This window comes from Janthinobacterium fluminis (assembly GCF_028595325.1).
Taxonomy (GTDB): domain Bacteria; phylum Pseudomonadota; class Gammaproteobacteria; order Burkholderiales; family Burkholderiaceae_D; genus Janthinobacterium; species Janthinobacterium fluminis.
Map to the genome: position 1 here is coordinate 479,477 of NZ_JAQQXR010000002.1, position 20,759 is coordinate 500,235.

19 protein-coding genes are annotated in these 20,759 nt (G+C 67.1%); 13 read left to right on the forward strand and 6 right to left on the reverse strand.

Annotated features, from left to right (window positions below; all coding sequences use genetic code 11):
* The first annotated feature begins 89 nt into the window (after positions 1 to 89).
* From rpsA to cysM, 11 genes are all read left to right on the forward strand, one after another.
* On the forward strand, positions 90 to 1,769 hold the full coding sequence (rpsA, locus tag OIK44_RS08035; protein WP_273670204.1) for a 30S ribosomal protein S1: 1,680 nt from the start codon (positions 90 to 92) through the stop codon (positions 1,767 to 1,769).
* 20 nt (positions 1,770 to 1,789) lie between these two features.
* Positions 1,790 to 2,095: an integration host factor subunit beta gene (locus tag OIK44_RS08040; protein WP_273670205.1), complete on the forward strand. Its 306-nt coding sequence runs from the start codon at positions 1,790 to 1,792 to the stop codon at positions 2,093 to 2,095.
* A gap of 219 nt (positions 2,096 to 2,314) precedes the next feature.
* Positions 2,315 to 2,620: a LapA family protein gene (locus tag OIK44_RS08045; RefSeq protein ID WP_273670206.1), complete on the forward strand. Its 306-nt coding sequence runs from the start codon at positions 2,315 to 2,317 to the stop codon at positions 2,618 to 2,620.
* Positions 2,621 to 2,652: 32 nt separating this feature from the next.
* Complete coding sequence (gene lapB, locus OIK44_RS08050) at positions 2,653 to 3,828, forward strand: lipopolysaccharide assembly protein LapB (protein ID WP_273670207.1); 1,176 nt, start codon at positions 2,653 to 2,655, stop codon at positions 3,826 to 3,828.
* 18 nt (positions 3,829 to 3,846) lie between these two features.
* On the forward strand, positions 3,847 to 5,214 hold the full coding sequence (locus tag OIK44_RS08055; RefSeq protein ID WP_273670208.1) for a UDP-glucose dehydrogenase family protein: 1,368 nt from the start codon (positions 3,847 to 3,849) through the stop codon (positions 5,212 to 5,214).
* On the forward strand, positions 5,211 to 6,164 hold the full coding sequence (gene rfaE1, locus OIK44_RS08060; protein WP_273670209.1) for a D-glycero-beta-D-manno-heptose-7-phosphate kinase: 954 nt from the start codon (positions 5,211 to 5,213) through the stop codon (positions 6,162 to 6,164). Before OIK44_RS08055 ends, rfaE1 begins: the two co-directional genes overlap by 4 nt.
* 211 nt (positions 6,165 to 6,375) lie before the next feature.
* Positions 6,376 to 6,897 carry a ComEA family DNA-binding protein gene (locus OIK44_RS08065; RefSeq protein ID WP_273670210.1) on the forward strand — a complete coding sequence of 174 codons (522 nt, stop codon included), beginning with the start codon at positions 6,376 to 6,378 and terminating at the stop codon, positions 6,895 to 6,897.
* Positions 6,898 to 7,178: 281 nt separating this feature from the next.
* Positions 7,179 to 8,207: a phospholipase C/P1 nuclease family protein gene (locus OIK44_RS08070; protein WP_273670211.1), complete on the forward strand. Its 1,029-nt coding sequence runs from the start codon at positions 7,179 to 7,181 to the stop codon at positions 8,205 to 8,207.
* Positions 8,204 to 9,568, forward strand: a complete 1,365-nt coding sequence (locus tag OIK44_RS08075) for a peptidylprolyl isomerase (protein ID WP_273670212.1) — start codon at positions 8,204 to 8,206, stop codon at positions 9,566 to 9,568. Before OIK44_RS08070 ends, OIK44_RS08075 begins: the two co-directional genes overlap by 4 nt.
* Positions 9,565 to 10,146, forward strand: a complete 582-nt coding sequence (locus OIK44_RS08080; RefSeq protein WP_273670213.1) for a hypothetical protein — start codon at positions 9,565 to 9,567, stop codon at positions 10,144 to 10,146. Before OIK44_RS08075 ends, OIK44_RS08080 begins: the two co-directional genes overlap by 4 nt.
* Before the next feature lie 622 nt (positions 10,147 to 10,768).
* Positions 10,769 to 11,671, forward strand: a complete 903-nt coding sequence (cysM, locus tag OIK44_RS08085) for a cysteine synthase CysM (RefSeq protein ID WP_273670214.1) — start codon at positions 10,769 to 10,771, stop codon at positions 11,669 to 11,671.
* 78 nt (positions 11,672 to 11,749) lie between these two features.
* Here cysM and OIK44_RS08090 read toward each other — a convergent pair whose 3' ends face one another.
* From OIK44_RS08090 to OIK44_RS08110, 5 genes are all read right to left on the reverse strand, one after another.
* Complete coding sequence (locus tag OIK44_RS08090; protein WP_273670215.1) at positions 11,750 to 12,082, reverse strand: hypothetical protein; 333 nt, start codon at positions 12,080 to 12,082, stop codon at positions 11,750 to 11,752.
* A gap of 427 nt (positions 12,083 to 12,509) precedes the next feature.
* Positions 12,510 to 13,604: a lytic murein transglycosylase B gene (mltB, locus tag OIK44_RS08095; protein WP_273670216.1), complete on the reverse strand. Its 1,095-nt coding sequence runs from the start codon at positions 13,602 to 13,604 to the stop codon at positions 12,510 to 12,512.
* Complete coding sequence (locus OIK44_RS08100) at positions 13,601 to 15,613, reverse strand: transglutaminase TgpA family protein (protein WP_273670217.1); 2,013 nt, start codon at positions 15,611 to 15,613, stop codon at positions 13,601 to 13,603. The genes mltB and OIK44_RS08100 overlap by 4 nt, the downstream gene beginning before the upstream one ends.
* A complete protein-coding gene (locus tag OIK44_RS08105) occupies positions 15,610 to 16,629 on the reverse strand; it encodes a DUF58 domain-containing protein (protein WP_273670218.1) in 1,020 nt (339 codons plus the stop codon). Before OIK44_RS08105 ends, OIK44_RS08100 begins: the two co-directional genes overlap by 4 nt.
* Before the next feature lie 65 nt (positions 16,630 to 16,694).
* Complete coding sequence (locus tag OIK44_RS08110) at positions 16,695 to 17,615, reverse strand: AAA family ATPase (protein ID WP_273670219.1); 921 nt, start codon at positions 17,613 to 17,615, stop codon at positions 16,695 to 16,697.
* Positions 17,616 to 17,823: 208 nt separating this feature from the next.
* On the opposite strand from OIK44_RS08110, the gene OIK44_RS08115 reads away from it, so the two are divergent.
* On the forward strand, positions 17,824 to 18,753 hold the full coding sequence (locus tag OIK44_RS08115) for a histone deacetylase family protein (RefSeq protein ID WP_273670220.1): 930 nt from the start codon (positions 17,824 to 17,826) through the stop codon (positions 18,751 to 18,753).
* A 104-nt stretch (positions 18,754 to 18,857) separates the two neighbouring features.
* A complete protein-coding gene (gene ylqF / locus OIK44_RS08120; RefSeq protein WP_273670221.1) occupies positions 18,858 to 19,805 on the forward strand; it encodes a ribosome biogenesis GTPase YlqF in 948 nt (315 codons plus the stop codon).
* A 22-nt stretch (positions 19,806 to 19,827) separates the two neighbouring features.
* On the opposite strand, the gene OIK44_RS08125 is transcribed toward ylqF, so the two are convergent.
* Positions 19,828 to 20,664 (reverse strand): DODA-type extradiol aromatic ring-opening family dioxygenase, encoded by an 837-nt coding sequence (locus OIK44_RS08125; protein ID WP_273670222.1) that lies wholly within the window; start codon positions 20,662 to 20,664, stop codon positions 19,828 to 19,830.
* Positions 20,665 to 20,759: the final 95 nt, after the last annotated feature.

A 20,759-nucleotide genomic window follows, 5' to 3' on the forward strand; every position in this document is an offset into this window, starting at 1 on the left:
CTAACCCAGTTTAAGTCGCATCGTGCGATCGCTGCTGGTTAACTTGTGTGAACCCTATGTCTACAGCTACATCTACTGAATTTACCGGTATGGAAAGTTTTGCCGCGCTCTTCGAGGAATCCTTGTCGCGTCAAGATATGCGCTCCGGCGAAGTTATTTCCGCTGAAGTCGTGCGCCTCGACCACAATTTCGTGATCGTCAACGCCGGCCTCAAATCCGAAGCATTCATCCCAATCGAAGAATTCAAAAACGACCACGGCGAACTGGAAGTCAAAGTTGGTGACTTCGTTTCCGTGGCGATCGAATCGTTGGAAAACGGTTTCGGCGACACCATCCTGTCGCGCGACAAAGCCAAGCGTCTGGCTTCGTGGCTGGCCCTGGAAAAAGCGATGGAATCGGGCGAGATCGTCGTCGGTACCGTCAACGGCAAAGTCAAAGGCGGCCTGACCGTCCTGACCAACGGCATCCGCGCCTTCCTGCCGGGTTCGCTGGTCGACACCCGTCCAGTCAAGGACACCACCCCGTTCGAAGGCAAGACCCTGGAATTCAAGGTCATCAAGCTGGACCGCAAGCGTAACAACGTCGTGCTGTCGCGCCGCGCCGTCATCGAAGCATCGATGGGCGAAGAGCGTCAGAAACTGATGGAAACGCTGAAAGAAGGCACGGTCGTGACCGGCGTCGTCAAAAACATCACCGACTACGGCGCCTTCGTGGACCTGGGCGGCATCGACGGCCTGCTGCACATCACCGACCTGGCATGGCGCCGCGTGCGTCATCCGTCGGAAGTGCTGACGGTTGGCCAGGAAATCACTGCCAAGGTTCTGAAGTACGATCAAGAGAAGAACCGCGTTTCGCTGGGCGTGAAGCAACTGGGCGACGATCCTTGGACCGGTCTGTCCCGTCGTTACCCACAAAGCACCCGTCTGTTCGGCAAGGTCACGAACCTGACCGACTACGGCGCGTTCGTGGAAGTCGAGCAAGGCATCGAAGGTCTGGTCCACGTTTCCGAAATGGACTGGACCAACAAGAACGTCGCACCAAACAAAGTTGTCCAACTGGGCGACGAAGTAGAAGTGATGGTTCTGGAAATCGACGAAGAGCGTCGTCGCATCTCGCTGGGTATGAAACAGTGCAAAGCCAACCCTTGGGATGACTTTGGCGTGACCCACAAGAAGGGCGACAAAGTCCGCGGCGCGATCAAATCGATCACCGACTTCGGCGTGTTCATCGGCCTGGCCGGCAACATCGACGGCCTGGTGCACCTGTCCGACCTGTCCTGGACCGAAACGGGCGAAGAAGCCGTGCGTCGTTTCAAGAAAGGCGACGAACTGGAAGCCATCGTTCTGGCCATCGACGTCGAGCGCGAGCGCGTGTCCCTGGGCGTCAAGCAACTCGAAGGCGACCCATTCAACAACTTCGCTGCAATGAACGACAAAGGCTCCCTGGTAACGGGTACGGTCAAGTCGGTCGAGCCTAAAGGCGCCGTGATCCAGTTGTCCGAAGAAGTCGAAGGCTACCTGCGCGCTTCCGAAATCTCGCGCGACCGCGTCGAAGATGCCGGCACGCACCTGAAAGTCGGCGACAGCGTCGAGGCAATGGTCTTGAACATCGACCGCAAAGCCCGTGGTATCCAACTGTCGATCAAAGCGAAAGACAATGTTGAAACCCAGGAAGCGATGCAGAAAATGGCCGCTACCGACAACAACGCAGCTTCGGGCACCACCAGCCTGGGCGCATTGTTGAAAGCCAAGTTCGACAACAAGAACTAAGACAGTCCGCGGATCAGTAGATGACTAAATCCGAGTTGATCAACCGCCTCGCTGAGCGTTATTCTCAGCTGGTGGCCAAAGATGCGGAATATGCCGTCAAAACCATACTCGACGCGATGACCACCGCCCTGGCGACCGGTCAGCGCATCGAGATCCGCGGTTTTGGCAGCTTTGCCCTCAACAGCAGGCCACCGCGCATCGGCCGCAATCCGAAGTCCGGCGAAAAGGTGATGGTGCCCGAAAAGCGGGTGCCCCACTTCAAGCCGGGCAAGCAGTTGCGCGAGCGGGTAGACGCGATGGTCGGGCAACCGATCATCGAGGATTGACCTCGTCCGCTGAAAGGTGACTAGGCATGCCGCCCCAGAGAACGCGACGCGCACTTTGGGCCGGCATCAAGAAGCGGCGTCCTTGGATGCCGCTTTTTTTTGTACCGGGGGCAGACCTCGATTTTCCGGCAATTCTTGACCGAAAATCGAGGTCTGTCCCCTGCTTTCCGTTTTCTTGTGCCACACTGGCGCTTGTGAATCACAAACTGGACCTGGCTGATGAAATTTATTTCCTCCTTCGTTGGATTTGTTCTGTTCGTCTTGTTTTTCGGTTTCGCCCTGAAAAATACGCAGGAGGTCGATCTGCGCTTTTTCCTCAATTATGAGTTGCGCGGCCCGCTGGTCTTGATGCTGCTGGGCTTCTTCGTGGCCGGCGCCAGCCTCGGCGTGCTGGCCCTGACGCCGACCGTGTTCCGCCACCGCCGCGAAGCGAACAAGCAGCAATCGACGATCCAGACGCTGCAAACCGTGGCCCAGCAGGGCACCGTCCAGCCGCAGCCGGACAGCGTCAACACGCAGCAGTAATGCCGCTCACACACCAACAATAAAAAAATCGCATGGAATTTGAACTCTGGTTGCTTCTGGGGATACCGGTCTTTTTCGCGCTGGGCTGGATCGCCGCGCGGGTCGATATCAACCAGCTCGTGTCGGAGTCGCGCAGCCTGCCGCGCGGCTATTTCACGGGCCTGAACCATCTGCTCAACGAGCAGCCCGACAAGGCCGTCGACGCCTTCATCGAAATCGTCAAGCTGGACCCGGAAACGGCCGATATGCATTTCGCGCTGGGCAATCTGTTCCGCCGCCGCGGCGAAACCGAGCGGGCCATCCGCGTCCACCAGAACCTGCTGGCCCGCCCCGACCTGCCGCAGGAGCAGCAGTTGCACGCCGAGTACGAGCTGGGCCAGGACTACCTGAAGGCCGGCCTGCTCGACCGCGCCGAGGAAACCTTCAACCGCCTCGTCGGCACCCAGTACGCGGTGCAGGCGCGCCGCGCGCTGCTGGAGATTTTCCAGCGCGAGAAGGAGTGGCGGCGCGCCATCGAGGCGGCCATCGGCCTGCAGGAGTCGGGCGCCGGCGCGCGCCAGAAGGAGATCGCGCAGTTCTATTGCGAGCTGGCGCACGACGCGCTGGTGCATATGCACCCGGACGACGCCTTGCCGCTGCTCGACAAGGCGCTGCAGACGGACCGCAAGAACGTCCGCGCCACGCTGCTGACGGGCGACGCGCTGCTGGCCAAGGACGACGTCGAGGGCGCGCTGCTGACCTGGCGCCGCGTCGAACAGCAGAGCGTGCCGCACGTGGCCCTGGTGGCGCAGCGCCTGATGGACGGCTACCGCAAGGTCGGCCGGCCGCAGGAGGGCGTCAACCTGCTCAAATCGTATCTGGAGGAGGCCTCGTCGATCGACTTGATCGAGGTGGTCTTCAAGGCCGTCATCGAACTCGACGGCGTGGAGGCGGCCAAGCAGCTGGTCAGCGCCGAGCTGCGCCGCACGCCGACGCTGCTGGGCCTCGACAAGCTGCTCGAGGCGCGCCTGATGGACGCCCCGGCGGCCCTGTGGTCGGAGCTGTCGATGGTGAAGAACCTGGTGCACGGCTACACGCAGAAGCTGGCGCGCTACCAGTGCAGCCACTGCGGTTTCAAGGCGCGCCAGTTCTACTGGCAGTGCCCCGGTTGCAGCCGCTGGGAGACCTACCCGCCGCGGCGCACCGAAGAACTCAATGTCATGAACTAGATTTGGCGGTATAGAAAAATGAAAATCACAATTATCGGCACCGGCTATGTGGGCCTGGTGACCGGCGCCTGCCTGGCCGAACTGGGCAACGACGTCTTCTGCCTCGACCTCGACGAGAAAAAAATCGCCCTGCTCAACAACGGCGGCATCCCCATCCACGAGCCTGGCCTGGAAGAGGTGGTGGCGCGCAACCGCGCCGCCGGCCGCCTGCGCTTCTCGACCGACGTCGGCGCCGCCGTCGCCCACGGCAAGCTGCAATTCATCGCCGTCGGCACCCCGCCCGACGAGGACGGCTCGGCCGACCTGCAATACGTCCTCGCGGCCGCCCGCAACATCGGCAAGCACATGACCGAGTTCAAGGTCATCGTCGACAAGTCGACGGTCCCGGTCGGCACGGCCGAGCGCGTGCGCGCCGCCCTGCAGGCCGAGCTCGACGAGCGCGGCGTCGCGGCCACCTTCTCGGTCGCCTCGAACCCGGAATTCCTCAAGGAGGGCGCGGCCGTCGAAGACTTCATGCGCCCCGACCGCATCGTCATCGGCTGCGACAGCACGCCCGAGGGCGAGCGCGCGCGCGAGCTGATGAAGACGCTGTACGCGCCGTTCAACCGCAACCACGAGCGCACCTACTGGATGGACGTGCGCTCGGCCGAGTTCACCAAGTACGCGGCCAACGCCATGCTGGCCACCCGCATCTCCTTCATGAACGAGCTGGCCAACCTGGCCGACAAGGTCGGCGTCGACATCGAGGCGGTGCGCCACGGCATCGGCTCGGACCCGCGCATCGGCCACAGCTTCCTGTACGCCGGCTGCGGCTACGGCGGCTCCTGCTTCCCGAAAGACGTGCAGGCGCTGGAGCGCACGGCGCGCGGCCACGGCCAGGAATTGCTGATCTTGCGCGCCGTCGAGGCCGTCAACGACAGGCAGAAGCTGGTGCTGGGCGGGAAAGTCACGGCGCGCTACGGCGAGGATCTGGCGGGGCGCCATTTCGCCGTCTGGGGCCTGGCCTTCAAGCCGAACACCGACGACATGCGCGAGGCGTCGGCGCGGGTGCTGCTGGCCGAGCTGCTGCAGCGCGGCGCCAGCGTCGCCGTCTACGACCCGGTGGCGATGGCCGAGGCCAGGCGCGTGCTGGCGCTGGACCTGGCGCCGGCGCTGCTGGCGCGCATCCGCTTCGCCGCCAGCCCGATGGATGCGCTGAACGGCGCCGACGCGCTGGCCATCGTCACGGAATGGAAAGCCTTCCGCAGCCCCGACTTCGAGCAGATCAAGGCGCGTCTGAAAGAGCCCGTCATTTTCGACGGCCGCAACCTGTTCGAGCCGGCCGACATGGCCGAGGCGGGCATCGAATACCACGGGATCGGTCGCTCGGTCCTGACGCGCGCATGAGCGGCGCCATCGCCACCCGGCCGGCCGGCGCGCCGGCACTGGACGCCGTGCGCCTGCTGGTGGTCGGCGACGTCATGCTGGACCGCTACTGGTTCGGCGAAGTCAGCCGCATCTCGCCGGAAGCGCCGGTGCCCATCGTGCGCATCGAAAAGCGCGAAGAGCGCCTGGGCGGCGCCGCCAACGTGGCGCGCAACGCGGCCGCGCTGGGCGCCCACACGGGGCTGCTGGGCGTGGTCGGCGCCGACGAGGCCGGCGGCCAGGTCGAGCAGCTGCTGCACAGCGGCGGCATCCACAGCTACCTCAAGCGCGACCCGGCCATCTCCACCATCATCAAGCTGCGCGTCATCGGCCGCCAGCAGCAGATGCTGCGCATCGACTTCGAGGACGCGCCCAGCGACACCATCCTGCGCGACAAGTTGATCCAGTTCAACGCGCTGCTGCCGGACTACGACGTGGTGATCCTGTCCGACTACGCCAAGGGTAGCCTGGTCAACGTCGCCGCCATGATCCAGTCGGCGCGGGCGGCCGGCAAGATCGTCATGGTCGACCCGAAGGGCGACGACTTCGGGCGCTACGCCGGCGCGTCCGTGCTGACGCCGAACAAATCCGAACTGCGCCGCGTCGTCGGCAGCTGGAGCACGGAAGAGCAGCTGACGGCGAAGGCGCAGCAGATGCGCCGCGAGCTGGCGCTGGACGCGCTGCTGCTGACCCGCTCGGAAGAGGGCATGACGCTCTACACGGACGGCGAAGTGCTGCACATGCCGACCGACGCGCGCGAAGTGTTCGACGTCTCCGGCGCCGGCGACACCGTCATCGCGACGATGGCGGCGATGCTGGGCGCCGGCATGAGCCTGGGCGACGCCATGCGCACGGCCAACCGCGCCGGCGGCATCGTCGTCGGCAAGCTGGGCACGGCCACCGTCACGCGCGAAGAACTGTTCGCCGGCTGAGCCGGCGCCGCCCGCCCGTATCGGCCGGCGGCGCCGGCCCCGGCCTGGCGGCGGGTCCGCCGGCGTCCCCGGCATTGACCCCGCACAAATCTTTCGCGCTGCCAAGCGCAGCGGATTGTCAACCAGATCATTGCCTGCGCGTTAAGGTGGGCAAGGCGCGCTGCTCCTTGCGTTCGAGTCAACTTGAAACCACACCACGGAGAGATACGACATGATCAAGAAATTACTGCTGGCAGTTGCGACCCTGATAGCAACGATGGGCTTCGCCTTCGCACAAGTCGACGTCAACAAGGCCGACCAGGCCGCGCTGGACAGCGTCAAAGGCATCGGCCCGGCAAAATCGAAACAAATCATCGACGAGCGCACCAAAGGCGGCGAATTCAAGGACTGGGCGGACTTCGAGTCGCGCGTCAAAGGCATAGGCGCGAAAAACTCCGTCAAGCTGTCGGAAGCCGGCCTGCAGGTGAATGGCCAGTCGAAAGCGGGCGCCGCCGCCAAACCGGCCGCCGCCAAGGAAGCCAAGCACGCGGCCGCCGCCAAGGAAGCCAAACCGGCCGCCGGCAAGGAAATGAAGGAAGCCGCGCCTGCGGCCGCCGGCAAGGAAATGAAAGAAACCAAGCCAGCCGCCGGCATGAAAAAAGAAGCCAAACCGGCGGCCGCCGCCGATGCCGCCGCCAAGCCTGCCGTGACAGCCGAAGCGGGCAAGGCGAAGAAAGAAGAAGCGAAGAAATAAGCCGACGGCGCGGGCGCCAGCGTCCGCCGCGTCGAACAGACAGCCCCGCCGGCCGCGCCGCGCGGGGCTGTTTTTTTTAGCGCGCCGCCCGGCGCCGCGCCCCGGCGCGCCAGGTAAACCTGAGTATTACCTCTAGGAAAATGATTCTATGGGGCAACTATCCTGTCGTAGAATGGTCCGGCAAGTCCTCCCGCCGCCACGCATCGGCCATGCACGCCCGAGCGTCATGGCGCACGGTGCCAGCCAGTGCCCACCATCCTGCTCACATAAAGGACCCTATCATGAAAAAAAATCTTATTGCAGCAGCCGTCGCCATGGCATCTGTCTTCATGGCCAACGCGCCGGCCCACGCCTGGGGCCAGGAAACCCACCGCCGCATCGTCCTCGACGCCGTCGAGTTCATGAAAAACAATCCCGACCAGAGCAACTACACCAAGCTGCTGGCCGGCGTCACCCGCGCCGGCTACACGATGGAGCAGTTCGCCGCCGCGCTGGGCCAGGGCGCCTACGACGTCGACGATTTCGTCGACACCTACCTGTGCGGCGCCTCGACCGGCAATTGCCAGTACGCGCCCGTGTGGGGCGCCGGCGCCAGCATCGTCAAATACACCTCGTACTGGCATTTCCAGAACCACACCGCCGGCCCCGACGTTCACGGCAACCCCTTCGGCGGCTACAACTACGCCAAGCTGAGCATGGCCGGCGACATCGACAAGATGGCCGCCGCCTGGTTGTACGGCGACTACCTGGACGACGGCGCGGGCGGCCTGAAAGGCATGCTGGGCGACAGCAGCAAGTACAACAGCTACGCCTTGACGGAGGCGAACTACCGCTTCACCGGCGTGTCGAAGCCGGAGCAGTACAGCGACTTTGAAACCATGCCCTTCCAGCCGATCGACAACCTGGGCCAGTACTGGTTCCAGCAATTCCTCGCCCGCCCGACCGCGCAAAGCCTGGGCTTCGTGCTGCACACCACCGACCTGCTGCAGCCGCACCACACCTGGACCTCGTCGGCGCACAACCACGCCGGCTGGGAAACCTGGGTCACCGACCACTACGTGTCGGAGCGCCTGAACGACCCGGCGCTGGTGCGCGCGGCGCTGGCCGACTTCACGCCGGTGGCGCCGACGGCGATCGACATCCGCCCCCTGCTGACGCAGGGCGGCACCTACTCCTACGCCAACGGCGGCATCGTGCTGAGCTCGTCCGACCAGGGCGACCGCGTGCGCGTCGGCAAGCAAATGATCCCGCACTCGATCGCCATGGTCGTGCACGTGCTCAACCGCGCCGCCGAGCGCCTCGTCAATTGAGCCGGCGCGGCACCCTGGCCGCGCTGGCGGCCTGCGCCTGGCTGGCCGGGCCGGCCGGCGCCGCGCTGATCGACACCCGGCTCGACGATCCGGCGCTGGCGGCGCGCATCGACGGCGCGCCGCTGTACACGCTCAGCGTCGACGCGCTGGCGCGCGCCGCGCGCGAGAAGACGCCGGGCGCGCCGCGCGCCGCGGCGCTGCAAACGGCGATCATGAACCGTTTGCTGGCGGCGCTCGCGCGGCGCGACTTCAAGGCCGAGGAACTGCACCCGTCGACGCGCGTGACCTTCCAGCGCGACGTCGCCGCCGACGACAAGCTGGCGGCCAGCCTGCGCGCGCAGTACGGCAAGGAGCTGGAGGCGGCCTTGCGGGCCTTGCCGGGCGCCAGCCTCAACGGACTGGTACGCGAATCCTTCGAGCCGGAGCCGGCGGCGTGGGAACGGGTCTTCGGCAAGGGCGGCAAGCTGCAGCTGGAATACGTGCTGAGCGCGGAACAGCAGGCGCAGGCGAAGAAAACCATCCTGCTGCGCTACAAGCTGCCGGCCGGCCAGAGCGGCGACATCACGCTGTACGACGTCTACCGGCGCCAGAACGTGCAGGGCCGGGTCGAACTGTTTAACCGCAACCAGCCCTATCTGCGCCAGCAGGCCAGGCTGAAGCTGGCCAATCTGTTCGTGCTGCACTGGGCGACGCAGCAGTTCGGCGCCAAGGCCGTCGACGACCTGCGCCAGACCCTGGGCGAGCAGGATGAGGTGCTGGCGCTGCTGGCCCTGCACGGCATCGGCGACGACATCGAGGGCGAGAGCGCGCTGTTGGGGCGGCTGGCGAAACAGGTGGGCGCGGCCGAGATCGGCGCCTACTACCGCAGCCACAAGGAAGAGTTCCGGCGCATCGAACGGGTCAAGGCGCGGCATATCCGCGTCGCCGACGAGCGCCTGGGCAAGGAAGTCGTGGCGGCCGCGGCCAAGGGCGAGGACTTCGGCGCGCTGGCGCGGCGCCATTCGACGGCCGACGACGCCAAGGCGGGCGGCGAGCTGGGCTGGATCGTCCACGAGGGCAAACTGAGCTGGTTGCAGCAACTGGCCTTCATGCAGCCCGAGGGGCAGGTGTCGCGGCCCTATCGCGGGCCGGTTGCGCCGGACCAGGCGGCGTCGTGGGAAATCGTGCTGGTGGAGCAGCGCGTGCAGGGCTACCAGGCGCCCGACTCCGAGGCCGTGAAATACACGGCGCGCAAGGCGGTGGCGCGCGAGAAGGCCGCCGCGCAAATGAAGGCGCTGCGCGAGCGCGTCCTGCATGACGCCGCCATCGAAGTCGACGGCAAGCAACTGGACGCGCCGCTGCAATTGGGGGCGTCGACATGAGGCGGCGCGGCGTAGTCGTCGGCGCCGCGGCGCTTGGGGTTGTTGGCGCGGCCGTGCTGGCGATGTGGCCGGCGGCGCCGGCAGGGCCGGGCGCGCCGGCGGCGGCGTTGCCGGCTCAAGGCCCCGCCGCGCGGCCGGCGGCGCCGGCGGACTGGCCGCCGGCGTTCGCCGACGGCGAGCGCGAACTGAAGCGGGTGGCGTTGACGCCGCTGGAGCCGGCCGTGCCGGCCGCGTACAGCATGGCGCTGGCGCGCCAGAACGGCGACCCGCGCACGCCGCCGATCAGCCGCGACGAAGCGCCGGCGCCGCCGAGCGCGGCCGAGCTGGCGGACCCGCAAGCCTATCAGGGTTATGAGGCACGCCAGAGCATGAAACTGTATGCCGGCTATGTGCAGGCGGCCGACGCCGACATTCCGGCACTGCGCCGCGATATCGAGCAGGGGCGCAAGATGGGGGCCGCGCCTGAAGAGATCGCCAAGGTCGAGGAAAAATTGCGGCGCATCGTCGCCATGCGCGCCGAACTGCTGGCGCAGCATCCGGAACTGGCGCGGGCCGGCGACGGCAAATCCAGCCAATAGCGCGGAGCAGGGGGCTGACCCCAAAAACGGGTCTGACCCCAAACCCCGGCATCCGGAGCGGGCGCGGGCCGGCGACGGCAAATCCAGCCAATAGCGCTGAATAGGGGTCTGACCCTTCGGGTCTGACCCCGGCTTTTTAGCGTAAATTTATGCAGGAAACATAAAAGCCGAGGTCAGACCCCCAAAACGGGTCTGACCCCAAACCCCGGTATCTGGAACTGGCGCGGGCCGGCGACGGCAAATCCAGCCAATAGCGCGGAACAGGGGTCTGACCCTTCGGGTCTGACCCCAGCTTTTTAGCGTAAATTTATGCAGGAAACATAAAAGCCGGGGTCAGACCCCCAAAACGGGTCTGACCCCAAACCCCGGTATCCGGAACTGGCGCGGGCCGGCGACGGCAAATCCAGCCAATAGCGCGGAACAGGGGTCAGACCCCAAAAACGGGTCTGGCCCCTAAACCTGGCGACTGCGGCGCCGTAACAACAGTCTGGCCGTGCGACCTTGATGAAGGGCAAAAAAATCGCGCCGTCTTATTGCCGGCCCGGCCCTGGGCGGGCTCGGCCGACACGCGCCGGCCCTTCTCGGATTAGAATGGATGTTTTGTTGAATTCAATCATAGACGATGGCTTATAAGACTCTCGAAGATACGATCGGTAATACGCCGCTGGTGCGCCTGACGCGCCTGCCCGGCGCCGATGCCCTGGCGCGTAATAATATTATCCTGGGCAAGATGGAGGGCGATAATCCGGCCGGTTCCGTCAAGGACCGCGCCGCCATGTCGATGCTGCGCCGGGCCGAGGAGCGCGGCGCGATCAAGCCGGGCGATACGCTGATCGAGGCCACCAGCGGCAATACGGGTATCGCGCTGGCGATGGCCGCCGCGCTGCGCGGCTATAAGATGGTGTTGCTGATGCCGGAGAATCTGAGCGTCGAGCGGCGCCAGAGCATGGCCGCCTACGGCGCGCAGATCCTGCTGACGCCGAAGACGGGCGGCATGGAGTATGCCCGCGACCTGGCCGAGCAGATGCAGAAGGATGGCAAGGGGGTCATCCTCGACCAGTTCGGCAACTTCGACAATTCGCGCGCCCATTACGAGGGCACGGGGCCGGAGATCTGGCGCGACACGGACGGCCGCGTCACGCATTTCGTCAGCGCCATGGGCACCACGGGCACGATCATGGGCGTGTCGCAGTATTTGAAGGAGCAGAATCCGGCCATCCAGATCATCGGCGCGCAGCCGGAGGAGGGGTCGTCGATTCCCGGCATCCGCAAATGGCCGGAGGCCTATCTGCCGAAGATTTTCGACAGGAGCAGGGTCGATCAGATCGAGTCGGTCAGCCAGAGCGCGGCGGAGCGCATGGCGCGCCGGATGGCGGCGGAAGAGGGGATTTTCTGCGGCATCTCGGCAGCGGGGGCTTGCGAGATTGCGCTGCGCGTGTCGCAAACGGTGGAAAATGCGACGATCGTGTTTATTGTCTGCGACCGCGGCGACCGTTATCTGTCGACCGGGGTGTTTCCCGCGTAACGGGCGTTGGCACGACTTTCGCCTCCCTCTCCCCCTCGCGAGGGGAGGGAGGCGGGCGGAAAGTACACACCGCAAGGGTTAGCTTTGCGGTGTTTCGCCTTCCTTTGGCTTGAACTGCTTGTCGCTGATGCGGAACTTGTTGCGGCGGTCGCCCATCAAGTAGCGCAGGTCGCGGATGCTCAGGTCGCTGACTTCGTGCATGCGTATCAGCAGCGAGGCGCCGACCGGCAAGCGGTGGTGGCGGATCTTGCTGATCACCGGCGGAGCCACTTCCAGCGCGCGGGACAAGGCTGCGTCGTTTTTCAGGCGCAGGTTTTCGATGAGGGTGTCCAGTAATCTGTTTGGATTGTATTGCAACAGATCGTCGGAGTCCGAATCGCTGTTCATATCAATGCCGACTTGGTTTGTCATGTTCTAATGTTCCTTCTGTAGTTGCACTGCAAAGTAAAAACACTCGGAGCTCGCTCTTGCTGCGTCAATGTTCATTCTTTACTAAAGGAACGAATTCACACACGGTCGGATCCGGGATACAGGGTTCGTAATATATGCACAATTGTACAGCACCGCGCAATCTAATACTTAAAAGCAATAAAAAACTCAGGCTTGCATCATTGATGCCGTTGTCAAAATGCAACAACCATTTGGTATTTGTTACGTTTTTAGCCACTTAAAAAATAATAATATGACAATTCTGAGTATAAAGCAATTTCAGTTTTGACGACCGCACGATAGCCCTTACGCCGCAGGCCAGCACGGGCTCTGGTCTGCAACCTTACCGGCGCGCCGGCAAAGGGGCAATCTTCCTTACGCTTTCTTACAAGTAATAAAGCCGCCTGTTTTAGCCTCCCCGCGCCAGCCGCACGGCGCGGCCCAGGTCGAGCACCGACATGGCGTAGAAGTAACTGCGGTTGTATTGGGTGATGGCGAAAAAATTGGCCGTCGCTAACCAATACTCGGTCGCTTCCGCACCGTTTTGCAAGTCTACCAGACCAAACATTATTCCGCCCGGCAACGGTGCGTCGCTGCCGACGCCCGCGCCGGCCAGCTCGTCCTGCGTGTGTTTCGCCTCCAGGCCCTGGCCGATGTAGCCTTCCCAGGCCCGCGCCGGCGACACCGTGGCGGGGTAGGCGAAGGGGCGCGCCAGGTCGCGCTGCCAGCCGTGGCGGACCAGGAAGTTGGCGACGCTGCCGATGGCGTCGGCGGCCGAGCCGCGCAAGTCGACGCGGCCGTCGCCGTCGAAGTCGACGGCGTGCTGGAGTATGCTGCTGGGCATGAACTGCGGCAGGCCGACGGCGCCCGCGTAGGAGCCGAGCAGCGTCAGCGGATCGATATTGCTCTGGCGCGCGAACAGCAGCGCGCTTTCCAGCTCGCCGCGGAAGAAGGCCATGCGCGCGCCGCGCGTCGGCGTGTCCGGATAGGCGAAGGCCAGCGTGGTCAGCGCGTCCAGCACGCGGAAGCGCCCGGTGTTGCGGCCGTACACGGTTTCGACGCCGATGATGCCGACGATGATGTCGGCCGGCACGCCGTAGACGCTTTCGGCGCGCGCCAGCGCGTCGGCGTTGTCGTTCCAGAATTGCACGCCGGCGTCGATGCGCACGGGTTCGACGAAGCGCTGGCGGTAGGCTTGCCAGTTTTTCGGCTTGCCCGGCGGGGCCGGCTTCATCAGCTGGATCGTCGTCTCGACGTAGCGCACCTTGGCGAGCAGCGCCTCCAGGGCCGGGCGCTCGAACTGGTGCTTGCGCACCATGTCGTCGAGGAACTGGGCGACCTCCTTCCATTCGGCGAAGTTGACGTACTCGCCCTCATAGTCGGCCTTGGCGGCGACTTTCTTGGCCGCTTTGGCCGGGGCGCCGGCCGCCTGCGTCAGCGGCGTGGCGCCCAGCAGCAGGGCGAGGATCAGGGCGGAGGTGGTGCGGGTCGGGGTAGCTGTCATCGGGATTCGGTTAGCAGGCGCTTCAGGGTAGACAGCGACCTGGCTTTTTCATGGGGATGGGCGACACCATACTTGATCGCGGCGTAGATTGCCAGAAAGCGCAGGGCGGCGGCGCGCTGTTGCGGCTGCGCCGCGTGCCCGGCCAGCCGCTGCGCGTAGCCGTGCGGCCCTTCGTGCGGCAGGCGGGCGCAGCCGCGCCTGGCCTGCAGGCGGCAAAAGGCGGCGTACAGCGCGTCGAGCGGGTCGGCGGCGCGGCGCCGGCGCAGCGCCCGCGCCAGCCACAGCAGGGCGGCGCCGGCGCCGCCGGCCAGCAGCGCGCGCCAGTCGCCGGCCAGCGCCGCCAGCGCGTCGAGCACGCCGCGCTGGCGCTCGGGGTTGTAGTCGAGCACCCACTGGTTCCATGCGTTGTTGACGGCGTGCCAATTGAAGCGCAGCGCCGCCAGCAGCGAGTCGGGGCCGCCGATCAGCGCGTCCAGCCCCGCCAGGCCGAACGGCGCCGGCCTGGGCAGCGCGCGCGCCAGATTGCTTTCGATGCGCTCGGGGGCGACGGCGGCCGTCGGGTCGACCCGCAGCCAGCCGCGCCCGGCCAGCCACACCTCGGCCCAGGCGTGGGCGTCGGACTGGCGCACCGTCAGGTAGCCGTCCACCGGGTTCAGCTCGCCGCCCTGGTAGCCGGCGACGACGCGCGCCGGAATGCCGAGCGCGCGCATCAGCACGACGAAGGCGCCGGCGTAGTGCTCGCAAAAGCCGGCCTTGCTGTCGAACAGGAAGGCGTCCACGGCGTCGCGCCCCAGCAGCGGCGGCTGCAGCGTGTAGCGGTATTGCTCGCCGCGGAAGGTTCGCAGCACGGCGTCGACGGCCTCGGCCGGCTGGCGCCCCTGGCCCAGTTGCGCGGCCCAGGCCAGGGTGCGCGGGTTGTAGCCGCGCGGCAGCGCCAGCCACTGTTGCAGCCGGGCCGGCGCCGCGTCGGCCTGCAGCGTGTACTCGCTCACCGAGCTGGCGCGGTAGCGCGTGCGCGTCTCGATCGGCCGCAGCAGCAGCAGTTCCAGGGCCGGCGAGACGGCGTGGGGATTGCCGGCCGGCGCGTCGACGCGTTCGACGATGTCGAGGGCGAACAGCCAGCGCTGCCCGTTCGGCTCCAGCGTCACCTGGTAGCGCAGCGAGGGGCCGTTGAGCTTGATGTTGACGGGCTCGGGGTCGCCGCGCGCGGCGCCGCGCACCCAGGTGCGGCCGTCGTAGTCGGCCAGCACGATGCCGCGCCAGTACAGTTGCTGCTGCGGCGGGGCGGTGCGCTCGAAGCGCACGCGAAAGGCCGTTTCCTCCGACTGCGCGAGATTGGCGATGCTGCCCGGGGCCATGCTGTCGGACAGGCCGCTGCGTGCGCCGCGGCTGTCGCCGGGCAAGCCCCACAGCGGTCCCTGGATGCGCGGGAATAGCACGAACAGCAGCAGCGCCAGCGGCGCGGCGGCGCCGGCCATGCCGGCGGCCAGGCGCAGCCGGCGCCACAGCGGCGGCACGCCGCTGCCGTACTGGAAGGACAGTTGCGCCGCCAGCAGCGCCACCAGGGTGGCGCCGGCCAGGGCGGCGCTGGCCATGCTTTGCGAGTAGAAGAAGCTGGTCAGCAGCAGGAAGAAGCTGAGGAAGATGACGACGAACAGGTCGCGCCGCGCGTGCATTTCCAGCAGCTTGAACGCCAGCAGCAGGGCCAGCATGGCGACGCCGGCCTCGCGCCCCAGCAGCGTGCGGAAGCTGGCGTAGACGCCGGCCATCGCCAGCAGCGCCAGCGGCAGCAACAGCCACAGCGGCGGCAGGCGCTTGCCGCGCACGGTCAGGGTGGCGCGCCACAGCAGCGTGGCGGCGACGCCGGCGCTGGTCCACAGCGGCAGGTGGGCGGCGTGCGGCGCCAGCACCAGCACGGCGCTCAGCAGCAGCAACAGCGTGTCGGCCTTGTCGCGCGACAGCGCCGGCAGGGCCGCCGCCAGCCTGGCCCGGGCGCCGCCCGCGTTCATGGGCGGCGCTCCACGTGGCCGTGCAGGGCCAGCGCGCGCAGGCAGGCGGCGCGGTGCGCCTCGCCCAGCGCCGGCGGCAGGCGCAGCGCGTCCAGGTGCAGGCCGTAGGGCAGGGCCAGGCGCTCGGCGTCGAGCACCCAGCGGGTCAGCCGCGCCAGCCTGGCCTCGACGTCGAGCTGGGCCGGCAGGGCCTCGAAGTCCAGCGTCAGCTCGGTGGGCGCACCGGCGTCGAAATGCTTGCTGGCCAGTTGGCCGCCCAGCGCCGGGTCGAGCCGGGCGATCTGGCGCCAGGCCAGGTGGCGCATCGGGTCGCCCGGCCGGTAGTGGCGGATGCCGGCGAAGTCGTCGTGGCCGGCGTGGCCGCCGGCGCCGCCGGCCGCGCCGCGCAGGGGCAGCGGCGGCGCGGCCGTCTCCGGCGCCGGGTAGACCAGCACCCTGGCGTCCGGCTGCCAGTAGCTCCAGGCCTTGAACAGGCCCAGCGGAAAGCGCGTCACCAGGCGCACGCGCGGCGCCGCCAGCCAGCCGCGCGCGCCGCTGGCGCAGGACAGCAGCACCGCCGTGCTGGCGCCGGCGCCGACGTCGGCGACGTGGCGCGGCACGCCGGCGTCGAGGAAGTCGAGCCAGATGGCAAAGCGGTCCAGTTTGCTGCGGTTGTGCAGGTGCAGCTCGAACTGCGCCACCTCGCCGGCGAAGACGGGCTGGGCGCGGCCCGGCGCCAGGCGCAGCAGCGCCAGGTTGCGCGCCGTCATGCTCATGTCGACGATGGCGCAGGCGGCGCTGAAGAACGTCAGCGCGAAACCGAGGCCGAGGTTGTAGTTGATGGCGCCGATGAATAGCAGCAGCACCAGGCCGGCGAAGGCCATGCCGGCCCGGGTCGGCACGATGAAGACGCGGCGCGCCGTCAGCACGACCTCGCCCGGCTCGCGCTCGCGCAACTGGAACAGCCAGCGCCCGGCCAGCCCGCGCAGGCGCGCCGTGAGCGTGGCCGGCGGCGCCGGCGCTGGGTGTGTAGACATGTCCACCGTCCCTTGAAATAAGCCCCGGCCCCGGCTTTTTGCGGCCGAAGTCGCCCAGCCCGCCGCTACACCGCCACGGACTGCTGCAACTGCAGCACCAGATCATGGCTGGCCAGCGCGATGCCGTGCGCCGACTTCAGCGGCCGCAGCCGGTGCGCGCAGACCGGCACCAACAGCGCCTGCACATCCTCCGGTATCACATGGTCGCGGCCCTCCAGCGCGGCCCAGGCGCGCGCCGCCTGCAGCAGCGCGATGGCCGCGCGCGGACTCAGCCCCTCGGCGAAGAAACCGTTCTGCCGCGACGCCTGCGCCAGCGCCTGCACATAGTCGACCAGCGCCGGCGCCGTGTGGATGGCGCGCAGCGCGCGCTGGGCTGCGCCCAGCTCCTCGGGCGTCATCGCCGCCGGCAGCGCCTTCAGCATGCGGCGCCTGTCCTCGCCCAGCAGCAGCGCCCGTTCGGCGGCCGGGTCCGGATAACCGAGCGACAGGCACATCAAGAAGCGGTCCAGCTGCGACTCCGGCAGCGGGAAGGTGCCGACCTGGTGCGCCGGGTTTTGCGTGGCGATGACGAAGAACGGCTCCGGCAGCGCGCGCGTGACGCCGTCGGCGCTGACCTGGCGCTCCTCCATCGCCTCCAGCAGGCCGGACTGGGTCTTCGGCGTGGCGCGGTTGATTTCGTCGGCCAGCAGCACCTGGGTGAAGATGGGGCCGGGGTGGAATTCGAAGCTGTTCTTGTCGCGCGCGTAGATCGAGATGCCGGCCACGTCGGCCGGCAGCAGGTCGCTGGTGAACTGGATGCGGTTAAATTGCAGGCCGAGGGAAATGGCCAGCGCGTGCGCCAGCGTGGTCTTGCCGACGCCGGGCACGTCCTCGATCAGCAGGTGGCCGCCGGCCAGCAGGCAGGTCAGGGCCAGGCGCACCTGGCGGTCCTTGCCGACGACGATCTGGCCGACCTGGCGCGCCACCGCGTGCATTTTTGTGAACATGATCTTTTCCATGAAAACGCAGGCGGCGCCGAAAAAACGCAGCGTCGCAGCGGCCGGCGCCAAGCGGGAAAGCGCGGCCGCGTGGTAGATTAGCGTTATACACACATTTTATACGTCTCATCACCCCCGCCAATGATTCTATGCGAGAACGGCGCGGCGGGGGCAATAATGATCGTGACGTGAGCGTAGCGGTACAGAAAAACGAGACATGAGCACAGCCATTTACAGTCACACCGATTGCCAGCGCCACGAGATGGGCGACTGGCACCCCGAGTCGCCCGCGCGGCTGCAGGCCATCAGCGACCAGCTGATACTGGCGCACATCAACGATTTGCTCGAACACCGCGAGGCGCCGCTGGCGCAACTGGCCGACATCGAGCGGGTCCACAGCAAGAACGCGATCGGCCTGGTGCGCGACCACATTCCGGCGCCCGGCCACTACTACCCGCTGGACGGCGACACGCTGCTCAACGCGCACAGCTGGAACGCGGCCCTGCGCGCGGCCGGCGCGGCGGTGGCGGCCACCGACGCCGTCATCGACGGCGAGCTCGACAACGCGTTTTGCGCCACCCGCCCGCCCGGCCACCACGCCCGCCCGTCCGAGCCGATGGGTTTTTGCCTGTTTAACAATGTCGCCGTCGCGGCCCGCCACGCCCTCGACGCGCGCGGCCTGGAGCGCATCGCCATCGTCGACTTCGACGTGCACCACGGCAACGGCACGGCCGAGGCGCTGGCCCGGGATCCGCGCGCGCTGATGGTCAGCTTCTTCCAGCACCCCTTCTACCCCTTCAGCGACGTCGAGCCGTACACGGACAACTGCGTCAACGTGCCGGTGCCGGCGCGCTCGAAGGGCGACGTGGTGCGCCAGCTGGTGCTCGACCACTGGCTGCCGGCGCTGCACCGGCACCGGCCGCAGATGCTGTTCATCTCGGCCGGCTTCGACGCCCACCGCGAGGACGACGTCGGCGACATGGGCCTGGTCGAGGCCGACTACGCCTGGATCACCCGGCAAGTGATGGCCGTGGCCAGGCTATACGCGGGGGGGCGCATCGTCAGTTGCCTGGAGGGCGGCTACAACCTGTCGGCGCTGGGGCGCAGCGTGGCCGCGCACGTGCGCGCCTTGGCCGAGCTGGACTAGCGCGCCGAGCCGGCCGGCCGGCCCGAAGCGGCCACGAAAGTCCGCCCTTGCCGCGCCAAGCACGTAAAATAGCGGATTGACTGAACGATTTCGAAGGTAAGAGCATGGCAATCCAATGGTATCCCGGACATATGAACGCCGCCCGCAAGAAGGCGGCGGAGACGATGGAAAACACCGACCTGGTCATTGAAGTGGTCGATGCCCGGCTGCCCGAGGCCAGTTGCAACCCGATGGTCGAGGAGTTGCGCCTGTTCCGCCAGCGCCCCTGCCTGAAAATCCTCAACAAGACCGACCTGGCCGACCCGGCCGCGACGGCCGCCTGGGTCGCCTACTACAACGCCCAGGAGGGCGTGACGGCGTATGCGATGACGACCAAGAAGCCGGGCGAGGTGGCGCGCATCCCCGAGCTGGCCAAGTCGCTGGCGCCGCACCGCGGCGTGCCGACCAAGCCGCTGCGCATCATGATCATGGGCATCCCCAACGTCGGCAAGTCGACGCTGATGAACGCGCTGCTGAAAAAGCGCGTGGCCAAGGTCGGCGACGAGCCGGCCGTGACGAAGATGCAGCAAAAGCTCTACCTCGACAAAAACACTATCCTCACCGACACGCCCGGCATGCTGTGGCCGAAGATCGCCATCCCCAGCGACGGCCTGATGCTGGCGGCCAGCCACGCGATCGGCTCGAACGCGCTGATCGAGGAGGAGGTGGCCGTGTTCCTGGCCGAGGAGCTGCTCAAGCGCTACCCGGCGCTGCTGACGGCGCGCTACGGCTTCAAGACCGAGGACCTGGACGCCATCGGCGTCGTCGAGGGCATCGGTGCGCGGCGCGGCTACCGCCAGAAGGGCGGCGACCTGGATTTCGAGAAAGCCTCGCACACGCTGCTGCTGGACTACCGCAGCGGCGTGCTGGGGCGGATTTCGCTGGAAACGCCGGCCACCCGCGCCGCGCTGCTGGAGGCGCACGCCGCCGAGATGGCGGAGAAGGCGGCCAAGGCGGCCGCCCTGGCCGCCGAAAAAGCCAAGGCCGCCGCCAGCGGCCGGCGCGGCACCTGATCCGATCCGCGCGGGCGCGCGCCTAGGGGTCCGCCGGCAGGTCGGGCGCGGCCGGCGCGCCGAAGCGGAAGCTCGTCACCGCCAGCGCGCCGAAGAAATCGTCCTCGTGGTAGACCGTCGCGGCCGCCTCTTGCTCGGCCGCGCCCAGCGCCACCATCAGCGGCAGCAGGTGGTCTTCATAGGGGTGCGCCTGGCGCGCCGCCGGCGCCTCGCTCCAGCGCAGCAGTTGCGCCAGCCGTTCGGCCGGCGCCAGCGCCATCGTCTCGCGCAGCCAGCTGTCGAACTGCTGCGAGGCGTGGCCGCCGCCGGGGCCGAACTGGCGCAGGTTGTGGTAGCTCAGGCCGCTGCCGATGATCAGCACGCCCTCGTCGCGCAGCGGCGCCAGCGCGCGCCCCGCCTGCACATGGGTCAACGCGTCGTAGCCATGCTTGAGCGACAGTTGCACGACGGGGACGTCGGCCGCCGGATAGATCGGGTACAGCACGCTGAAGGTGCCGTGGTCGTAGCCGCGCCGCTCGTCCAGGCTGGCCGCCTGGCCGGCGCCGTCGAGCAGGGCCTTGACGCGCGCCGCCAGCGCCGGCTCGCCCGGCGCCGGATAGTGCAACTCGTAGGTGTGGGCGGGAAAGCCCGAATAGTCGTAGATCATGCCGGGCTGGGCGCCCGAGGACAGCAGGAATTGCGGCCCCTCCCAGTGCGCCGTGACGACGAGGACGGCGCGCGGCGTCGTGCCGATCTGCCGGGGGATGTCTTGCAGCGAGGCCAGCAGCCTGTCGTAGCGGCCGCCGTACTGGTCCAACATGAAGGGCCACGGCCCGCCGCCGTGGGACAGGAAATAGGTGGGAAGCATCAGGTCGGACATGGCAAACTCCTCGTTGGGCCTGGCGCGCGCGCAGGCGCCGCCTTTCATCGCTTCACTATAGGCATAGCCTGTTTGTTAATCAAGACGCGAAATAT